Annotated in this window: 11 protein-coding genes; 5 read left to right on the forward strand and 6 right to left on the reverse strand. The window is 73.6% G+C overall.

The annotated features are described in order from the left end of the window. Positions 1-174: 174 nt before the first annotated feature. The 3 genes from GA0070609_RS22460 to GA0070609_RS22470 all read left to right on the forward strand — a co-directional run bounded on the left by GA0070609_RS22460 (position 175) and on the right by GA0070609_RS22470 (position 4927). A complete protein-coding gene (locus GA0070609_RS22460) occupies positions 175-1995 on the forward strand; it encodes a SpoIIE family protein phosphatase (RefSeq protein WP_088995604.1) in 1821 nt (606 codons plus the stop codon). Between the two features lie 129 nt (positions 1996-2124). Then, on the forward strand, positions 2125-3300 hold the full coding sequence (locus GA0070609_RS22465; protein ID WP_088995605.1) for a PQQ-dependent sugar dehydrogenase: 1176 nt from the start codon (positions 2125-2127) through the stop codon (positions 3298-3300). Between the two features lie 49 nt (positions 3301-3349). Beyond that, entirely contained in the window at positions 3350-4927 is a 1578-nt protein-coding gene (locus GA0070609_RS22470) for a metallophosphoesterase (RefSeq protein WP_088995606.1), read from the forward strand. 103 nt (positions 4928-5030) lie between these two features. Here the strand turns inward: GA0070609_RS22470 and GA0070609_RS22475 are convergent, their stop codons facing one another. From GA0070609_RS22475 to GA0070609_RS22490, 4 genes are all read right to left on the reverse strand, one after another. After that, positions 5031-7388, reverse strand: a complete 2358-nt coding sequence (locus GA0070609_RS22475) for a transketolase-like TK C-terminal-containing protein (RefSeq protein ID WP_088995607.1) — start codon at positions 7386-7388, stop codon at positions 5031-5033. 121 nt (positions 7389-7509) lie between these two features. Further along, entirely contained in the window at positions 7510-9012 is a 1503-nt protein-coding gene (gene gatB, locus GA0070609_RS22480; RefSeq protein WP_088995608.1) for an Asp-tRNA(Asn)/Glu-tRNA(Gln) amidotransferase subunit GatB, read from the reverse strand. Positions 9013-9187: 175 nt separating this feature from the next. Next, complete coding sequence (locus GA0070609_RS22485) at positions 9188-9955, reverse strand: ABC transporter permease (RefSeq protein ID WP_088995609.1); 768 nt, start codon at positions 9953-9955, stop codon at positions 9188-9190. Next, positions 9952-10866, reverse strand: a complete 915-nt coding sequence (locus GA0070609_RS22490) for an ABC transporter ATP-binding protein (RefSeq protein WP_088995610.1) — start codon at positions 10864-10866, stop codon at positions 9952-9954. The genes GA0070609_RS22485 and GA0070609_RS22490 overlap by 4 nt, the downstream gene beginning before the upstream one ends. 102 nt (positions 10867-10968) lie before the next feature. Between GA0070609_RS22490 and GA0070609_RS22495 the strand changes: the two genes are divergently transcribed. Together GA0070609_RS22495 and GA0070609_RS22500 are read left to right on the forward strand one after the other, a co-directional pair. Beyond that, positions 10969-12189 (forward strand): sensor histidine kinase, encoded by a 1221-nt coding sequence (locus GA0070609_RS22495; RefSeq protein WP_088995611.1) that lies wholly within the window; start codon positions 10969-10971, stop codon positions 12187-12189. Next, positions 12190-12837 carry a response regulator gene (locus GA0070609_RS22500; protein WP_088995612.1) on the forward strand — a complete coding sequence of 216 codons (648 nt, stop codon included), beginning with the start codon at positions 12190-12192 and terminating at the stop codon, positions 12835-12837. 73 nt (positions 12838-12910) lie between these two features. Here the strand turns inward: GA0070609_RS22500 and gatA are convergent, their stop codons facing one another. After that, positions 12911-14386, reverse strand: a complete 1476-nt coding sequence (gene gatA / locus GA0070609_RS22505) for an Asp-tRNA(Asn)/Glu-tRNA(Gln) amidotransferase subunit GatA (RefSeq protein ID WP_088995613.1) — start codon at positions 14384-14386, stop codon at positions 12911-12913. Further along, positions 14383-14688, reverse strand: a complete 306-nt coding sequence (gene gatC, locus GA0070609_RS22510; protein WP_088995614.1) for an Asp-tRNA(Asn)/Glu-tRNA(Gln) amidotransferase subunit GatC — start codon at positions 14686-14688, stop codon at positions 14383-14385. The genes gatA and gatC overlap by 4 nt, the downstream gene beginning before the upstream one ends. Between the last annotated feature and the right edge of the window lie 43 nt (positions 14689-14731).

Raw genomic sequence — 14731 nt, forward strand, 5'->3', positions numbered from 1 at the left:
CCGGCACCCGGACGGGTGCCGCACGGTGGGCGAGCCGCCCCGGGCCGTCGGCGGGGTGACGCAGTCGGCGAGCGGGACCGCCCGACGGCACGCGTCGCGGGTGAGCAACCGGGGTAAGGGGGTGGCCGGAGCGCCGGTCGGCCTCCCTCCGCCCGCTCGCCAGACAGGTGCACGATGACCGACGGCCCCCGTGCAGAGCGCATCCCGCGCTCCCTGCCGATCACGGCGCTGGCCGACCCCGGCCGGCTGCGTTCGCTGGACGAGACCGGGCTGGGGCCGGCGGCGGACGAGGCGTTCGACCGGTTCGCCCGGCTGGTCGGTGACCTGCTCGACGTGCCGGTGGCGCTGGTCTCGCTGGTCGCCGCCGACCGGCAGTTCTTTCCCGGGGCGGTCGGCCTGCCGGAGCCCTGGGCCGCGCTGCGGCAGACGCCGCTGAGCCACTCGTTCTGCCAGCACGTGGTCGACCTCGAGGCGCCGATGGTGCTGCCGGACGCCCGGCTCGATCCCCGGGTGCGGGACAACCTGGCGGTGCCCGACCTGGGCGTGGTCGCGTACGCCGGGATGCCGCTGACCGACCTGCGCGGCCGGGTGCTCGGCGCGCTCTGCGCCATCGACAGCAAACCGCGCGCCTGGACCGCCGACCAGCTGCGTACGCTCGCCGACCTGGCCGCCGCCTGCTCGTCCGAGCTGCGGCTGCGGATCGCGCTGGACGGCGCCGAGCAGGCCAAGCGGCGGGCGGAGGAGGCGCACGCCCGGCTGGAGATGCTGGCCGGGTTGAGCGAGACGCTGGCCGGCACGCTGGAGGTGTCCGCCGCGCTGCGCCGGCTCGGCGCCACCATGGTGCCGCTGCTGGCCGACTGGTGCCTGGTGACGCTGGTCGGGCCGGACGGCTCGCCGTACGAGGTGGCCACCACCCACCGGGACCCGGCCCACGCCGCCGACGTGGCCCGCTTCGCCGAGCTGATGCGCACCCGGCTCAGCCCGGAGTCGATCACCCGCGCGGTGCTGCGGACCGGCCGGCCGGTGCTGGGCGGCACCGGCGGCCTCGCGGACGTCCGGCGCGGCAGCATCGGCCCGGAGATGCCGGAGATCGCCGCCCGGGTCGGCTTCGCCTCGCACCTGACCGTGCCGGTCGCCGACACCGGACGCGGCCGGGTGCTGGGCACCATCACCCTGGTCAACGGGCCGGGGCGGCGGAGCTTCGACGACGGCGACCTGCTCACCGCGCTGGACGTCGGCCGCCGCGCCGGGCAGGCGATCGGCAACAGCTCGATCTACGGCGAGCAGCGCCACGTCGCGCACGTCCTGCAACACAGCATGCTGCCGCGACTGCCGAAGACCCGGGACCTGGAGCTGGCCGCCCGGTACCAGCCGGCGGCCGACCGGGTGGAGGTCGGCGGCGACTGGTACGACGCGTTCGTCCAGCCCGGCGGGGACCTCGTCGCGGCCATCGGAGACGTCGCCGGCCACGACATCGAGGCGGCGGCGACCATGGGACAGCTGCGCAACCTGGTCCGGGGCAACGCCTTCGGCCGGCCGTACGCCCCCGGCGAGCTGATGACCCACCTGGACGAGGTGATCCGCGGACTGGGCATCCCCGCCGCCGCCACCGCCACCCTGCTCCGGCTGCGCCGCGACGGCGCGGGCGGCTGGTCGGTCAGCTGGTGCAACGCCGGGCACCCGGCCCCGCTGATGGTGCGGGCCGACGGGACGGTCCGGCCGCTCGCCGGGCGGCCGGAGCCGCTGCTCGGGCTGGCCCGGCCGGTGCCCCGCACCACCCGGACCACCGACCTCGCCGCGGGCGACACCCTGCTGCTCTACACCGACGGGCTGGTGGAACGCCGGGACCGGTCCATCGACCACGGCACGTCGGAGCTGCTCGACCGGCTGGCCGACCTCCACGCCCTGCCGCTGGCCGAACTCTGCGACCTGCTGCTGGCCGGCGCCGACAGCCGGGAGGACGACGTCGCGCTGCTCGCCGTCCGGGCCCGCTGACCGCGCGCCCGTTCGAGCCGGGGCGAACCGGACTCGCTGGGGCACCCCGGCGGCGCCCGCCTCGACCGCGCACCGCGGGTCGGCTCCGTCGGGCCGGTTTCCGGGCGCCAGCGGGCTAACCTTGGGCCGGTGAGCGCCCGTCCCCCGTACCCCCGCACCCGCCGCCTCCGGGCGGCCATCGCGGCGCCGTGCGCGGCGCTGCTGCTGGCGGCGACCGGCTGCAGCTTCGGCGAGCCGGAACCCGACCCGGCCGGCGAGCCACCCAACCTGCCGACCCCCTCGGCGACGGCCAGCCCCGGCGGGGCCGGCCAGCAGGTGGTCACCACCGTGCTGGCCAAAGGGCTGCGGGTGCCCTGGGGCATCGCCTTCCTGCCCGACGGCGGCGCGCTGGTCACCGAGCGGGACACCGCCCGGATCCTCAAGGTCGGCCCCGAGTCGGGGCCGGACGGGCTGAAGGTCACCGCGGTGCAGACCATCGCCGACGTGGCCGCCGCCGGCGAGGGCGGGCTGATGGGGATCGCCGTCTCCCCCGACTACGCCAAGGACCGGGCGGTCTTCGTCTACTACACCACCGAGCGGGACAACCGGATCGCCCGGCTGCGGCTCGGCGAGGAACCGACCCCGATCCTGACCGGCATTCCCAAGGCCGGCATCCACAACGGCGGCGGCCTCGCCTTCGGCCCGGACGGGCGGCTCTACGCCAGCACCGGCGACGCGGGTGACCGGCCGCAGTCGCAGGACCCGAAGCGGCTCGGCGGCAAGATCCTGCGGATCACCGCCGACGGCAAGCCGGCACCCGGCAACCCGTACCCCAACTCCCCCGTCTGGTCGATCGGCCACCGCAACGTGCAGGGCCTGGCCTGGGACGCCGGCAAGCGGATGTACGCGGTGGAGTTCGGCCAGAACACCTGGGACGAGATCAACGAGATCACCAAGGGCCGCAACTACGGGTGGCCGCAGGTCGAGGGGCGCGAGGACGACAAGCGCTTCGTCAACCCGGTCGTCCAGTGGCCCACCTCGGACGCGTCCTGCTCGGGAATGGCGGCGGTCGACCGGTTGTTGGTCACCGGGTGTCTGCGGGGCAAGCGGCTCTGGCTGGTCGAGCTGACCGACACCGGCACCGTCCTCGGCCAGCCGCGGGAGCTGCTGACCAACCGGTACGGCCGGCTCCGGGCGGTGGTCGCCGCGCCGGACGGCTCGCTCTGGGTGAGCACCTCCAACCACGACGGGCGGGGCGACCCGGCGCCCGAGGACGACCGGCTGCTGCGGTTGGTCTTCGCCGACGGCGGGGCCGGCCGAAGCTGACGGCAACCGCGGGTTTGTCAAGATCCTTCACTGGGCAGGTCGGTAACACATGGATGGGCAGCAGAACGAGCAGCACGGCGACGGCGGCGAGGAGACTCCGGTGACCGGCCACGCCCCCGACGTGCCGTTCGGCGCGCGCCCGCGCTCCCGGCCCGACTGGCGCCGGCCGCTGCGCCGGCTGGGGGTGACCCTGGCCGTGCTGGTCGTCACCCTGGTCGGAGTGGTGGTCGGGGTGCTGGCCGGCGGGCAGGTAGGCACCGACATCGGGCCGTTCCACGCCGACCTGCGGGTGTCCCCGGCGGTCAGCGGCGGCACCACCGTCGACATCCCGCCGTTGGGCGCGCTCCTGCTGGACAGCCACGACGGGCCGACCCACCTGACCGTGGAGCTGGGCGCGCTCGACCAGGGGCGCACCGAGGCGCTGCTCGACGACCCGGCGAGCATCAACCGGGCGAGCCAGTCGGCCGTCGACGACGTCCGCGAGGGAGTGATGCGGCTCGGCCTGCGTACCGTCGCCTCGGCCGTGCTGGTCACCCTGGTGCTGGCGCTGCTGGTGTTCCGGAACACCCGGCGGGCGGCCTGGGCCGGCACGCTGGCGTTGCTGGTCACCGCCGGCAGCCTCGGCACCGCCGCGGCCACCCTGCGCCCGCAGTCGATCGAGGAGCCCCGCTACGAGGGGCTGCTGGTCAACGCTCCGGCGATCGTCGGCGACGCGCGCCGGATCGCCAACGACTACACCCGCTACGCCGAACAGCTCCAGCGGCTCGTCGGCAACGTCAGCCAGCTCTACACCACGGTGTCGGCGCTGCCGGTCTACGAGCCCGAGCCGGACACCACCCGGGTGCTGCACGTCTCCGACATGCACCTCAACCCGACCGGCTGGCAGCTGATCCGCACCGTGGTGGAGCAGTTCGGCATCGACGTGGTGATCGACACGGGCGACATCACCGACTGGGGCAGCGAGCCGGAGGCCAACTACGTCGGCTCGATCGGGCTGCTCAAGAAGCCGTACGTCTTCATCCGGGGCAACCACGACTCGGGCCGGACGGCGGCCGCGGTGGCCCGCCAGCCGAACGCGATCGTGCTGAACAACAGCACCACGACGGTCGCCGGGCTCACCATCGCCGGCATCGGCGACCCGCGCTTCACGCCGGACAAGAACACCTCGCCGGCCGGCAGCGGCCTCACCAAGCAGGTCGCCGACCAGGTGATCGGCGCCGGCGAGCAGCTGGCGGCGACGGTACGCAGCTCGCCGCGGCCGGTGAACATCGCGCTGGTGCACGACCCGGCCTCGGCGGGCCCGCTCTCCGGGACCTGCCCGCTGGTGCTCGCCGGGCACACCCACAACCGGCAGGTGTCGAAGCTGCCGGAGGTGGCCGGGCAGATGCCGACCCAGCTGATGGTGCAGGGCTCGACCGGCGGCGCCGGGCTGCGTGGCCTGGAGGGCGAGAAGCCGACCCCGCTGACCATGAGCGTGCTCTACTTCGACAAGGACAAGCTGCTCCAGGCGTACGACGACATCACCGTGGGCGGCACCGGCCAGGCCCAGGTGAACTTGGAACGGCACATCGTGGAGGACCCGAAGGCCGGCGCCCCGGTCCCGGTCACCCCCACCCCGACCCGCTGATCCGGGCCGCCGAGACCTGCGGGGCGACCGCGCGGCCCGGCGACCCGGCGGCCCGGCGGCTCGCGGAGACCCGAGGCCGGAGCGAGGGCTGGCCAGCCTGCGGTCAGCGCAGGGCGAGGGCGGCCAGGGCGGCGTTGACGATGCTGCCGGGCAACAGGTCGTGCAGCTCGTACAGCTCGCCGACGCTGCCGGACTGACCGAACTCGTCCACCCCGAGCGGCACCGCCGGGGCGCCGAGCGCCGAGCCGAGCCAGGCCATCGCGTGCGACGCGGCGTCGTGCACGGTCACCACCGGCACCCGGTCGGCGAAGGCGGTGCGCAACGCGCCCGGCACGCTCGGCACTGTCGCGGTGCGGACGCCCTGGCGCAGGGTGCGCTGCCAGGCCCGGTAGAGCCGGTCCAGGCTGGTCACGTCCACCACGTGGGCGGCGATGCCCTCGTCGGCCAGCTCCGCCGCCGCCGCCAGCACCTCGGGCAGCACCGCGCCGGACGCGGCCAGCTGCACCACCGGCGCGTCCGCCAGGTGCGGGTACGCCTGGTGCGCGTCGACCAGCCGGTACGCCCCGGCGACCGCCTGCCGGCGCAGCACCGCGTCGCCCAGCCGGGCCCGGGCCGCCTCGAAGGGCGCCTGGTCGATCGGGCGGGTGCTGAGCCGGAAGTAGTACGCCCCGTCCTCGGCCGGCGCGGCGGTGGCCGACGGGCTCGCCCCGCCGGCGATCTGACCCAGCGCGTCGCAGAGCAGCCAGTCCAGGGTGGCCGCGTACGCGGGCTCGACGAAGGTCACGCCGGGCAGCTCCAGCCCCACCGAGGCGGTGATGGTGGACTGGTGGGCGCCGCCCTCCGGGGCGAGGGTGATCCCGGACGGAGTGCCGGCGACCACGAACCGGGAGCCGGAGTAGGTGCCGTACAGGAAGGCGTCCAGGCCGCGCAGCACGAACGGGTCGTAGACCGTGCCGACCGGCAGCAGCGGCTGGCCGGACAGGTCCCAGGCGAGGCCGAGCTGGCCGAGCAGCAGGAACAGGTTCATCTCCGAGATGCCCAGCTCGATGTGCTGGCCGGCGGGGCTCTCGGTCCAGCGCAGCATCCGGTCCTCGGTCCAGGAGCGCTGCTCGGTCGGGGCGAACACCCCGGTCTTGTTGATGAACCCGGCGAGGTTGGTCGAGGTGGCCACGTCCGGGGCGGTGGTCACCAGGTACTTCCCGACCTCGGGGTCGCGGGCCAGGTCCACCAGCACCCGGCCGAAGACCTCCTGGGTGGAGATCGGCTTGGTGGCGCGTACCCGGGTGGTCTCCGGGACGGTGACGCCCAGCGCCCGCTGCCGCGGCGGGCGGGACAGCGCCTCCCGGCGCTCGCCGGCCCGGATGCCGGCCGGAGACGCCGGGTCGAGGCGGTCCCACTCGGTCTCCGGCGCCAACCCGTGCGCGGCGCGCAGCGTGCCGACCTGCTCGGTGGTGAGCAGCGCCGAGTGGTTGCGCGGGTTGCCGGCGATCGGCAGCCCCCAGCCCTTCACCGTGTACGCGAAGACCACGCTGGGCCGGTCGGTGACCGCGTCGCACTGGGCGTACGCGTCGAGCAGCGCCGCCATGTCGTGCCCGCCGAGGTCGGTGACCAGCGGCCCCAGTTCCTCGTCGGGGATGTCGCCGATGAACTCCGCGATGCCGGCCGGCGCGCCGTCGAGGAACTGCTTACGCAACGCCGGGCCGGCCAGCCCGAACAGCGACTGGTACTGCTCGTTGGGCATCGCGTCGATCCAGGACCGCAGCGCCGCGCCGCCCGGGCGGGCGTACGCCTCGGCGAGCTTGCGGCCGTACTTGACCTCGACGACGTGCCAGCCGGCCGCCTCGAACTGGCCACGCCACTGGTTGATCCGCACCCCGGGGACGACCCGGTCCAGCGACTGGCGGTTGAAGTCGACCAGCCACATGACGTTGCCCAGCCCGGTGGTGGCCGGGTCGGCGACCGCCTCCCAGATGTTCCCCTCGTCCAACTCGGCGTCGCCGATCAGCGCGATGAACCGGGACCGCGGGCGCGGCCCGAAGTGCGCGTCCACGTAGCGCCGGGTGGCGGCGGCGAACAGCGGCGCCGCCGCGCCGAGCCCGACCGAGCCGGTGGAGAAGTCCACCCCGTCCGGGTCCTTGGTGCGCGACGGGTACGACTGGAGGCCGCCCCGGGCCCGCAGCTGCGTCAGGTACGACCGGTCCAGGTTGCCGAGCAGGTACTGGATGGCGTGGAACACCGGCGACGCGTGCGGCTTGACCGCCACCCGGTCCTCGGCGTCCAGGTGCGCGAACCAGAGCGCGGTCATCGCGGTGACCAGCGACGCGCTGGACGCCTGGTGCCCGCCCACCTTCACCCCGTCGCCGGTGTCGCGGTCGTGGTTGGCCGCGTCGACGATCCGGGTGGCGAGCCAGAGCACCCGCCGCTGGATCTCGTCGAGGACGTCGAGGTCGTGCTGGTTCACGGTGGCTCCATCCGGGCGTCGCCGTTGACGCCCTGCCGAGGGGTGGCGCGGATCGCGCGCGTTGCGGAAGTCGGCGGGACGGGCCGCCACCGGTCCCGGCGGCGGCCCGTCCGCGGGTGGTTCAGCCCTGGACGCCGAGGCGCGCCAGGATCAGCTCGCGGACCGTCTTCGCGTCCGCCTGGCCGCCGGTGGCCTTCATGACCGCGCCGACGAGCGCGCCGGCCGCGGCGACCTTGCCGCTGCGTACCTTTTCGGCGATCGCCGGGTTGGCGGCGATCGCCTCGTCCACGGCGGCGGTGAGCGCGCCGGTGTCCGAGACGACCTCCAGGTTGCGGTTGGTCATGATCTCGGTCGGCGAGCCCTCGCCGGCCACCACGCCCTCCAGCACGACCCGGGCCAGCTTGTCGTTGAGCTTGCCGGCGTCGACCAGGCCCTGCAGCTCGGCGACCTGCGCCGGGGTGGCCCCGACGTCGGCCAGCTCCACGCCGGTCTCGTTGGCCCGCCGGGACAGCTCGCCCAGCCACCACTTGCGGGCGGCGGCCGGGCTGGCCCCGGCGGCCACGGTCTGCTCGATCAGCTCGACCGCGCCGGCGTTGAGCACCGACTGCATGTCCAGGTCGGACAGGCCCCACTGCTCCTGCAGCCGGCGCCGGTGCAGCCGGGGCAGCTCCGGCAGGGCGGCCTTCAGCTCGACGACCCAGGCCGGGTCCGGCGCGAGCGGCACCAGGTCCGGCTCCGGGAAGTATCGGTAGTCGGTGGCGGTCTCCTTGGACCGGCCGGGCGTGGTGTCGCCGGTGTCCTCGTGGAAGTGCCGGGTCTCCTGGGTGATCCGGCCACCCGCGTCGAGCACGGACGCCTGCCGGATGATCTCCGACCGGACGGCCCGCTCGACCGACCGCAGCGAGTTGACGTTCTTGGTCTCGGTGCGGGTGCCCCACTCCTGCCCCGGCAGGTTGAGGGAGGTGTTGACGTCGCAGCGCAGCGACCCCTCCTCCATCCGCACGTCGGACACGCCCAGCGAGCGGATCACGTCACGCAGCTCGGTGACGTACGCCCGGGCCACCTCGGGGGCGAGCGCGCCGGTGCCGGCGACCGGCTTGGTGACGATCTCGACCAGCGGGATGCCGGCGCGGTTGTAGTCGACCAGCGACTCGGTCGCGCCGTGGATCCGGCCGGTGGCGCCGCCGACGTGCAGCGTCTTGCCGGTGTCCTCCTCCAGGTGCACCCGCTCGATGCCGATCCGCACCAGCTCGCCGTTCACCTCGACGTCCAGGTAGCCGTCGACGCAGAGCGGCTCGTCGTACTGGCTGATCTGGAAGTTCTTCGGCATGTCCGGGTAGAAGTAGTTCTTCCGGGCGAACCGGCACCACTCGGCGATGGAGCAGTTCAGCGCCAGGCCGATCCGGATGGTCGCCTCGATCGCCGCCTTGTTGGCCACCGGCAGCGAGCCGGGCAGGCCCAGGCAGACCGGGCAGACCCGGGTGTTCGGCGCGCCGCCGAAGTCGGTCGGGCAGCCGCAGAACATCTTGGTGTTCGTGCCCAGCTCGACGTGGGTCTCCAGGCCGATCACCGGCTCATAACGCTCGACAACCTCGTCGTACGACGGCAGGACGATCGTGCTCATCGGTACTCCAGCTCTCGACACCCGGACAGACCCGACCAAGCCTAGTGGCTGGTCCGGCCCGACCTCGCGCGGGATTGTCCGACGCCCGGAATATCGCGTATCACCGGCTCGGGCACGAAGTGGGCTGGCGGTGCGGCGACGATCGCGCGGGGCGCGCCCGCCCACCCGGTGGCGCTCACGCGTCGCGTCGATTCAGCACCAGGTAGCCGCCGACGAGGGCGGCGGCGGCCCAGAGCGCGAGGATGCCCAGTCCGGCCCAGGGGCCGTACGCGCGGGCCCAGCGCGGATCGTCCGGCGGCCCGGCCAGGTGCATGATCACCCAGCCGGCCTGGTCCGGCAGGAACTGCGTCACGGTCTTCAGCTTCGGGATGTTGCCGAGCCCCTGCCCACCGAGGAAGAGCAGCGGGATCAGGATCCCGAGCGACAGCGCCGAACTGCGCAGCATCGTCGCCACCCCCATGGCGAACACACAGATCAGCGTCAGATAGAGCCACGCGCCGACGATCGCCTGCGGCACCCCGTCCGCGCCGAGGGTCGTACCGCGCGGGCCGAGCGCCGCCTGCGCCACGACGAAGGTGGCCAGCACGGTGACCAGCGAGACGCCCGCGACCAGCAGCGCGCCGGCGAGCACCTTGCCGCCGTAGAACACGCCCCGGCGGGGTACCGCCGCCAGCGACGTGCGGATCGTGCCGGAGCCGTACTCAGCGCCGACCACGAGCACCGCGAACGCCACCAGCGCGAGTTGGCCGAGGGTGAGGCTGTAGAACGTGGCGAAGAGCGGGTCGAAGTATGCCGATCCGGTGGGCGAAGGCTTGCGGAAGCTGAGCCCGAACAGGGCGGCGAGGCCGACGCAGAGGGTGAAGCCCAGCAGGAGAAGCCAGCCGGTCGACCGGACAGTCCGTATCTTGGTCCATTCGGAGGTGAGGACTGCCCCGGCGCTCATCGCTGCCCTCCGACGGCCCGGTACTCGACGGTGTCCTCGGTGAGCCTCATGAACGCCTCCTCCAGCGTGGCCGACTGGGTGCTGACCTCGTGGACGGTCAGACCGTGCGCCGCCGCCAACTCGCCAATTTCCGGGGCTTGCGCCCCGTGTGTCTCCAACGCGCCGTCCGCCGCCTGCCGAACCCCGATGCCGGCCGCCGTCAGCGCGTCACGCATCCGCTCCGGCTCCGGCGTACGGATCCGGACGTACGAGTGGGCGTAGGCCTCGATGAAGCCACCAACGGTGGTGTCGGCGAGCAGCCGACCACGGCCGATCACGATCAGGCGTTCCGCGGTGAGCGCCATCTCGCTCATCAGGTGGCTGGAGACGAAGACCGTGCGTCCCTCGGCGGCCAGCCCTTTCATCAGGTTCCGGATCCACCGCACGCCCTCCGGGTCCAACCCGTTGACCGGCTCGTCGAACAGCAGCACCGGCGGGTCGCCGAGCAGCGCCGCGGCGATGCCGAGCCGCTGACCCATGCCGAGCGAGAAGCCCTTGACCCGTTTCCTCGCCACGTCGGCCAGACCGACCAGCTCCAGGACCTCCCGGACCCGGGCCGTCGGAATCCGGTTGCTCTGCGCCAGCCACAGCAGGTGGTGGTACGCGCTGCGGCCGGGGTGCACCGCCCCGGCTTCCAACAGGGCGCCGACCTGGCGTAGTGGTCCGGGCAGCAGCCGGTAGCGCGAGCCGTTGATCAGCACCTGACCGCCGGAGGGCCGTTCAAGATCGAGCATCATCCGCATCGTGGTCGACTTCCCGGCGCCGTTCGGTCCGAGGAAGCCCGTCACCTGCCCGGGCCGCACGGTGAAGGTGAGGCCGTCCACGGCGACCGTGCCCCCGTACCGCTTGCTGAGATTGCGCACTTCGATCACCGGAACCAGGCTAGGGACCGGGCGGAACGGCGACAGTCCTCGAAGGTCCTCGGTCTCCGTCACCAAAGTTGACCCGGCGTCGCGCGCTATAGCCTGCTAGTCGTGGCCAAGTATCTTCTCGCCGCCATCGTGGCCGCGGTGGACACCCTGCTCCTGATGGCCGCCCACTCCGATGGCCTGCCCCCGGCGGCCATCGCGGGATACGCGCTGGCCGTCGTGCTGGTGATCGCCCTGCGGTACCGGAGCCCCGCGGCCTCGTTCGTGGCCGCGCTGGCCCTGGCCACGCTGACCGGTGGCACGTACGTCCTGCTGCTCTGGGCCGCCTACCAGGCCGGGCGGGCGGTCTTCTCCGCGACCGGCACCGCCGTGACCGTGGGCGCGGCGGTCGGCGGTCTCGGTGCCCAGGTCGTGGCCGCCCGGGACGCGCACGGAATCGCCCCCGTCGTCGCCACGTTCGTCGTGTTCGTCGCGCTGCCGCTGCTGGTCGGCAGGTACCTGGCGCAGCACGAGCGGCTGGTGTCGGCGCTCGACCGGAGCAACCGGCAGCTCCGCCGGGAACAGGAGATCCTCGCCGAGCGGGAACGGCTCGACGAACGGCTGCGGATCGCCCGGGACATGCACGATTCGCTCGGTCGCCGGCTCAGTCTCGTGTCGGTCCAGGCCGCCGCGCTGGAGGTGGCGGAGCTGCCACCGCGGCAGCAGCAGGAGGTCCGCCAGTTGGCGACCGCGACGCGCACGGCGATGGTCGAGTTGTACGAGCTGGTGGGGGCGCTCCGCGAACGGGACGAGGCACCCGCCGGGTCGACGGGGGTGCCGGCGATCGGCCGGCTGGTGGCCGAGTTCCAGGCGGCCGGGGTGCCGGTGACGCTGCACGAACACGGCGAGGCGCTGCCGCTGTCGACCACGGCCGAGCAGGCGGCGTACCGGGTCGTCGAGGAGGGGCTGACCAACGCCGTCAAGCACGCCCCGGGTCAGCCGGTCACTGTCGACGTCGGCTGGGAGGACGACGCGCTGCTGCTCACCGTCGTCAATCCGCTGGCCGATCCGCCGACCCCACGCAAGGGCGTCGGGTCGGGCCACGGCCTGACCGGGTTGAGCGAGCGGCTTCTCCCGGCCGGCGGGTTCCTGGATCACCGCTTGGCCGAGGGGTCGTTCCGGCTCTGCGCGATGCTGCCCTGCCTACCGTCCGGCGTCGCGGAACAGCCCGCCGACGACGACCACCCGCTCACGGTCGGACGTTTCCGTATGGTCGCTGTCGGGTTCGCCGCCGCGGTGCTGATGTTCGTGTTCCTCCCCGCGAGCATCCTCACGGGGGTGGGCTGAGTGATCAGAGTGCTGGTCGCCGACGACGAACCGCTGATCCGGGCCGGCATCCGCACCGTGCTGGAGTCGGCGCCCGACATCACGGTCCTCGCCGAGGCGGAGAACGGCCGGACAGCCGTGGCGGAGGCCGTCCGGCACTGCGTGGACGTCGCGCTGATCGACCTCAAGATGCCGGTGCTGGACGGGCTGGGCGCGATCGAGGAACTCCGTCGGCAGGCGCCGGAGCTGCGGGTGGTGGTGCTGACGTCCTTCGGCGCGGAACCGAACGTGCTGCACGCCCTCCAGCACCGCGCGGCGGGATTCGTGCTCAAGAACTGCACCCCCGACGAGCTGGTCCGGGCGGTCCGGGCAGCGTACGTCGGCGACGCCTGGCTCTCCCCCGCCGTGACCCGCCTGGTGCTGGCCATGGTCACGCCGGTGACCGCCCGACGCCGGCAGGATGCCGGCGAACGGCTGCGCGCGTTGACGTCCCGCGAGCGGGAGGTCGTCGGGCTGGTGGCCGAGGGCCTGCCCAACGCCGAGATCGGCCGGCGGCTGCACATGAGCGAGACGACCATCAAGACCTATGTCAGCCGGATCCTCACCAAGCTGGACTGTGCGAACCGCGTCCAGGCGGCCCTGCTGGTCCGCGACACCGAGGGCCGGTAGGTGGCAGACCGGCCGCGCGGTGCCGGCCGGGACCCGGTCGGGATCCGGGCCGGCACCATGCGAACGACGCCGGCTACAGTGCCGGTGGGGTGAACGTGCCGACGGCGCTCTCCAGCGCGGCGGCGACCCGGTACATCCGGTCGTCGGCCATCGTCGGGGCCATGACCTGCAGGCCGACCGGCAGCCCGTCGGAAAGCCCGCACGGCACCGAGATGCCCGGGCCGCCGTACAGGTTGGTCGGGATGGTGAACAGGTCCGCCAGGTACATCTGGTACGGGTCGGAGGTGCGCGCCCCGATCGGGAACGCCACGAACGGGGTGGTCGGCGAGATCAGCGCGTCCACCTGCTCGAACGCGGCGGTGAAGTCGCGGGTGATCAGGGTGCGGACCTTCTGCGCCTGCCCGTAGTAGGCGTCGTAGTAGCCCGACGAGAGCGCGTACGTGCCGATCATGATGCGGCGCTTGACCTCGGGGCCGAAGCCGGCCTCCCGGGTCAGCGACATGACTTCCTCCAGCGACCGGTTGCCGTCGTCGCCGACCCGCAGGCCGAACCGGACGCCGTCGAACCGGGCCAGGTTGGAGGAGCACTCGCTCGGCGCGATCAGGTAGTACGCCGGCAGGGCGTACTTGAAGTTCGGGCAGGACACCTCGACGATCTCGGCGCCCAGCTTGGTGAGCGTGTCGACCGACTCGCGGAACGCGGCCATCACGCCCGGCTCGGCGCCCTCGCCGACGAACTCGCTGACGATGCCGAGCTTCACCCCGGTCAGGTCACCGGTCGCGCCGCGCTTCGCGGCGGCCACCACGTCCGGCACCGGCTGCGGGATGGAGGTGGAGTCGGCCGGGTCGTGCCCGCCGATCACCTCGTGCAGCAACGCCGCGTCCAGCACCGTACGGGCGCACGGGCCGGGGGTGTCCAGCGAGGAGGAGAACGCCACCAGGCCGTAGCGGGAGGTGCCGCCGTAGGTCGGCTTCGCGCCGACGGTGCCGGTGACCGCGCCGGGCTGGCGGATCGAGCCACCGGTGTCCGAGCCGATCGCCAGCGGCGCCTCGTACGCGGCCAGCGCCGCGGCGCTGCCGCCGCCGGAGCCGCCCGGGATCCGGTTCAGGTCCCACGGGTTGTGGGTCGGGCCGTACGCGGAGTACTCCGTGGAGGAGCCCATCGCGAACTCGTCCATGTTGGTCTTGCCGAGCATCACCGTGCCGGCCGCACGCAGCCGCCGCACGATCGTCGAGTCGTACGGCGGGCGCCAGCCCTCCAGGATCTTCGAGCCGACGGTGGTCGGCACGCCCTTGGTGGTGAGCACGTCCTTGACCGCGACCGGCACCCCGGCCAGCGGGCCGAGCCGCTCACCGGCGGCCCGCCGCTCGTCCACGTCGCGGGCCGCGGCCAGCGCGCCCTCGGCATCGACGTGCAGGAAGGCGTGCACCCGGTCGTCGACGGCCGCGATCCGGTCCAGGTGGGCCTGGGTGACCTCGACGGCGGAGGTCTCGCCCGCGGCCACCAGCCCGGCGATCTCCGTCGCGGTCAGCTTGGTCAGGTCGGTCATGACGCCACATCCTCATCCAGGATCCGCGGTACGCGGAACCGCTGCTCCTCGGCGTCGGGCGCGCCCGACAGCGCCTCCTCGGGGGTCAGGCACGGCGTCACCACGTCCTCGCGCAGGACGTTGGTCAGCGGCACCGAGTGCGAGGTCGGCGGGATGTCCGCGGCGGCGACCTCGCCGACCTGGGCGACCGCCTGGAGGATCACGTCGAGCTGGCCGGCGAAGGTGTCCAGCTCCTCCTCCGTGACGGCGAGCCGCGACAGTCGCGCCAGGTGCGCGACCTCCTCGCGGGAGATGGCGGCCATCAGTGCCCCCTTCGTGACTGTGCTGCTTCCTCCGGGCGGTGTG

This window comes from Micromonospora echinaurantiaca, from assembly GCF_900090235.1.
Taxonomy (GTDB): Bacteria; Actinomycetota; Actinomycetes; order Mycobacteriales; family Micromonosporaceae; genus Micromonospora; species Micromonospora echinaurantiaca.

Bases quoted from the DNA above. Each gene is read 5' to 3' on its own strand.
- GA0070609_RS22460 (WP_088995604.1), top strand. From the start codon at position 175: ATGACCGACGGCCCCCGTGCAGAGCGCATCCCGCGCTCCCTGCCGATC.
- GA0070609_RS22470 (WP_088995606.1), top strand. From the start codon at position 3,350: ATGGATGGGCAGCAGAACGAGCAGCACGGCGACGGCGGCGAGGAGACT.
- gatB (WP_088995608.1), bottom strand. From the start codon at position 9,012: ATGAGCACGATCGTCCTGCCGTCGTACGACGAGGTTGTCGAGCGTTAT.
- GA0070609_RS22485 (WP_088995609.1), bottom strand. From the start codon at position 9,955: ATGAGCGCCGGGGCAGTCCTCACCTCCGAATGGACCAAGATACGGACT.
- gatA (WP_088995613.1), bottom strand. From the start codon at position 14,386: ATGACCGACCTGACCAAGCTGACCGCGACGGAGATCGCCGGGCTGGTG.
- gatC (WP_088995614.1), bottom strand. From the start codon at position 14,688: ATGGCCGCCATCTCCCGCGAGGAGGTCGCGCACCTGGCGCGACTGTCG.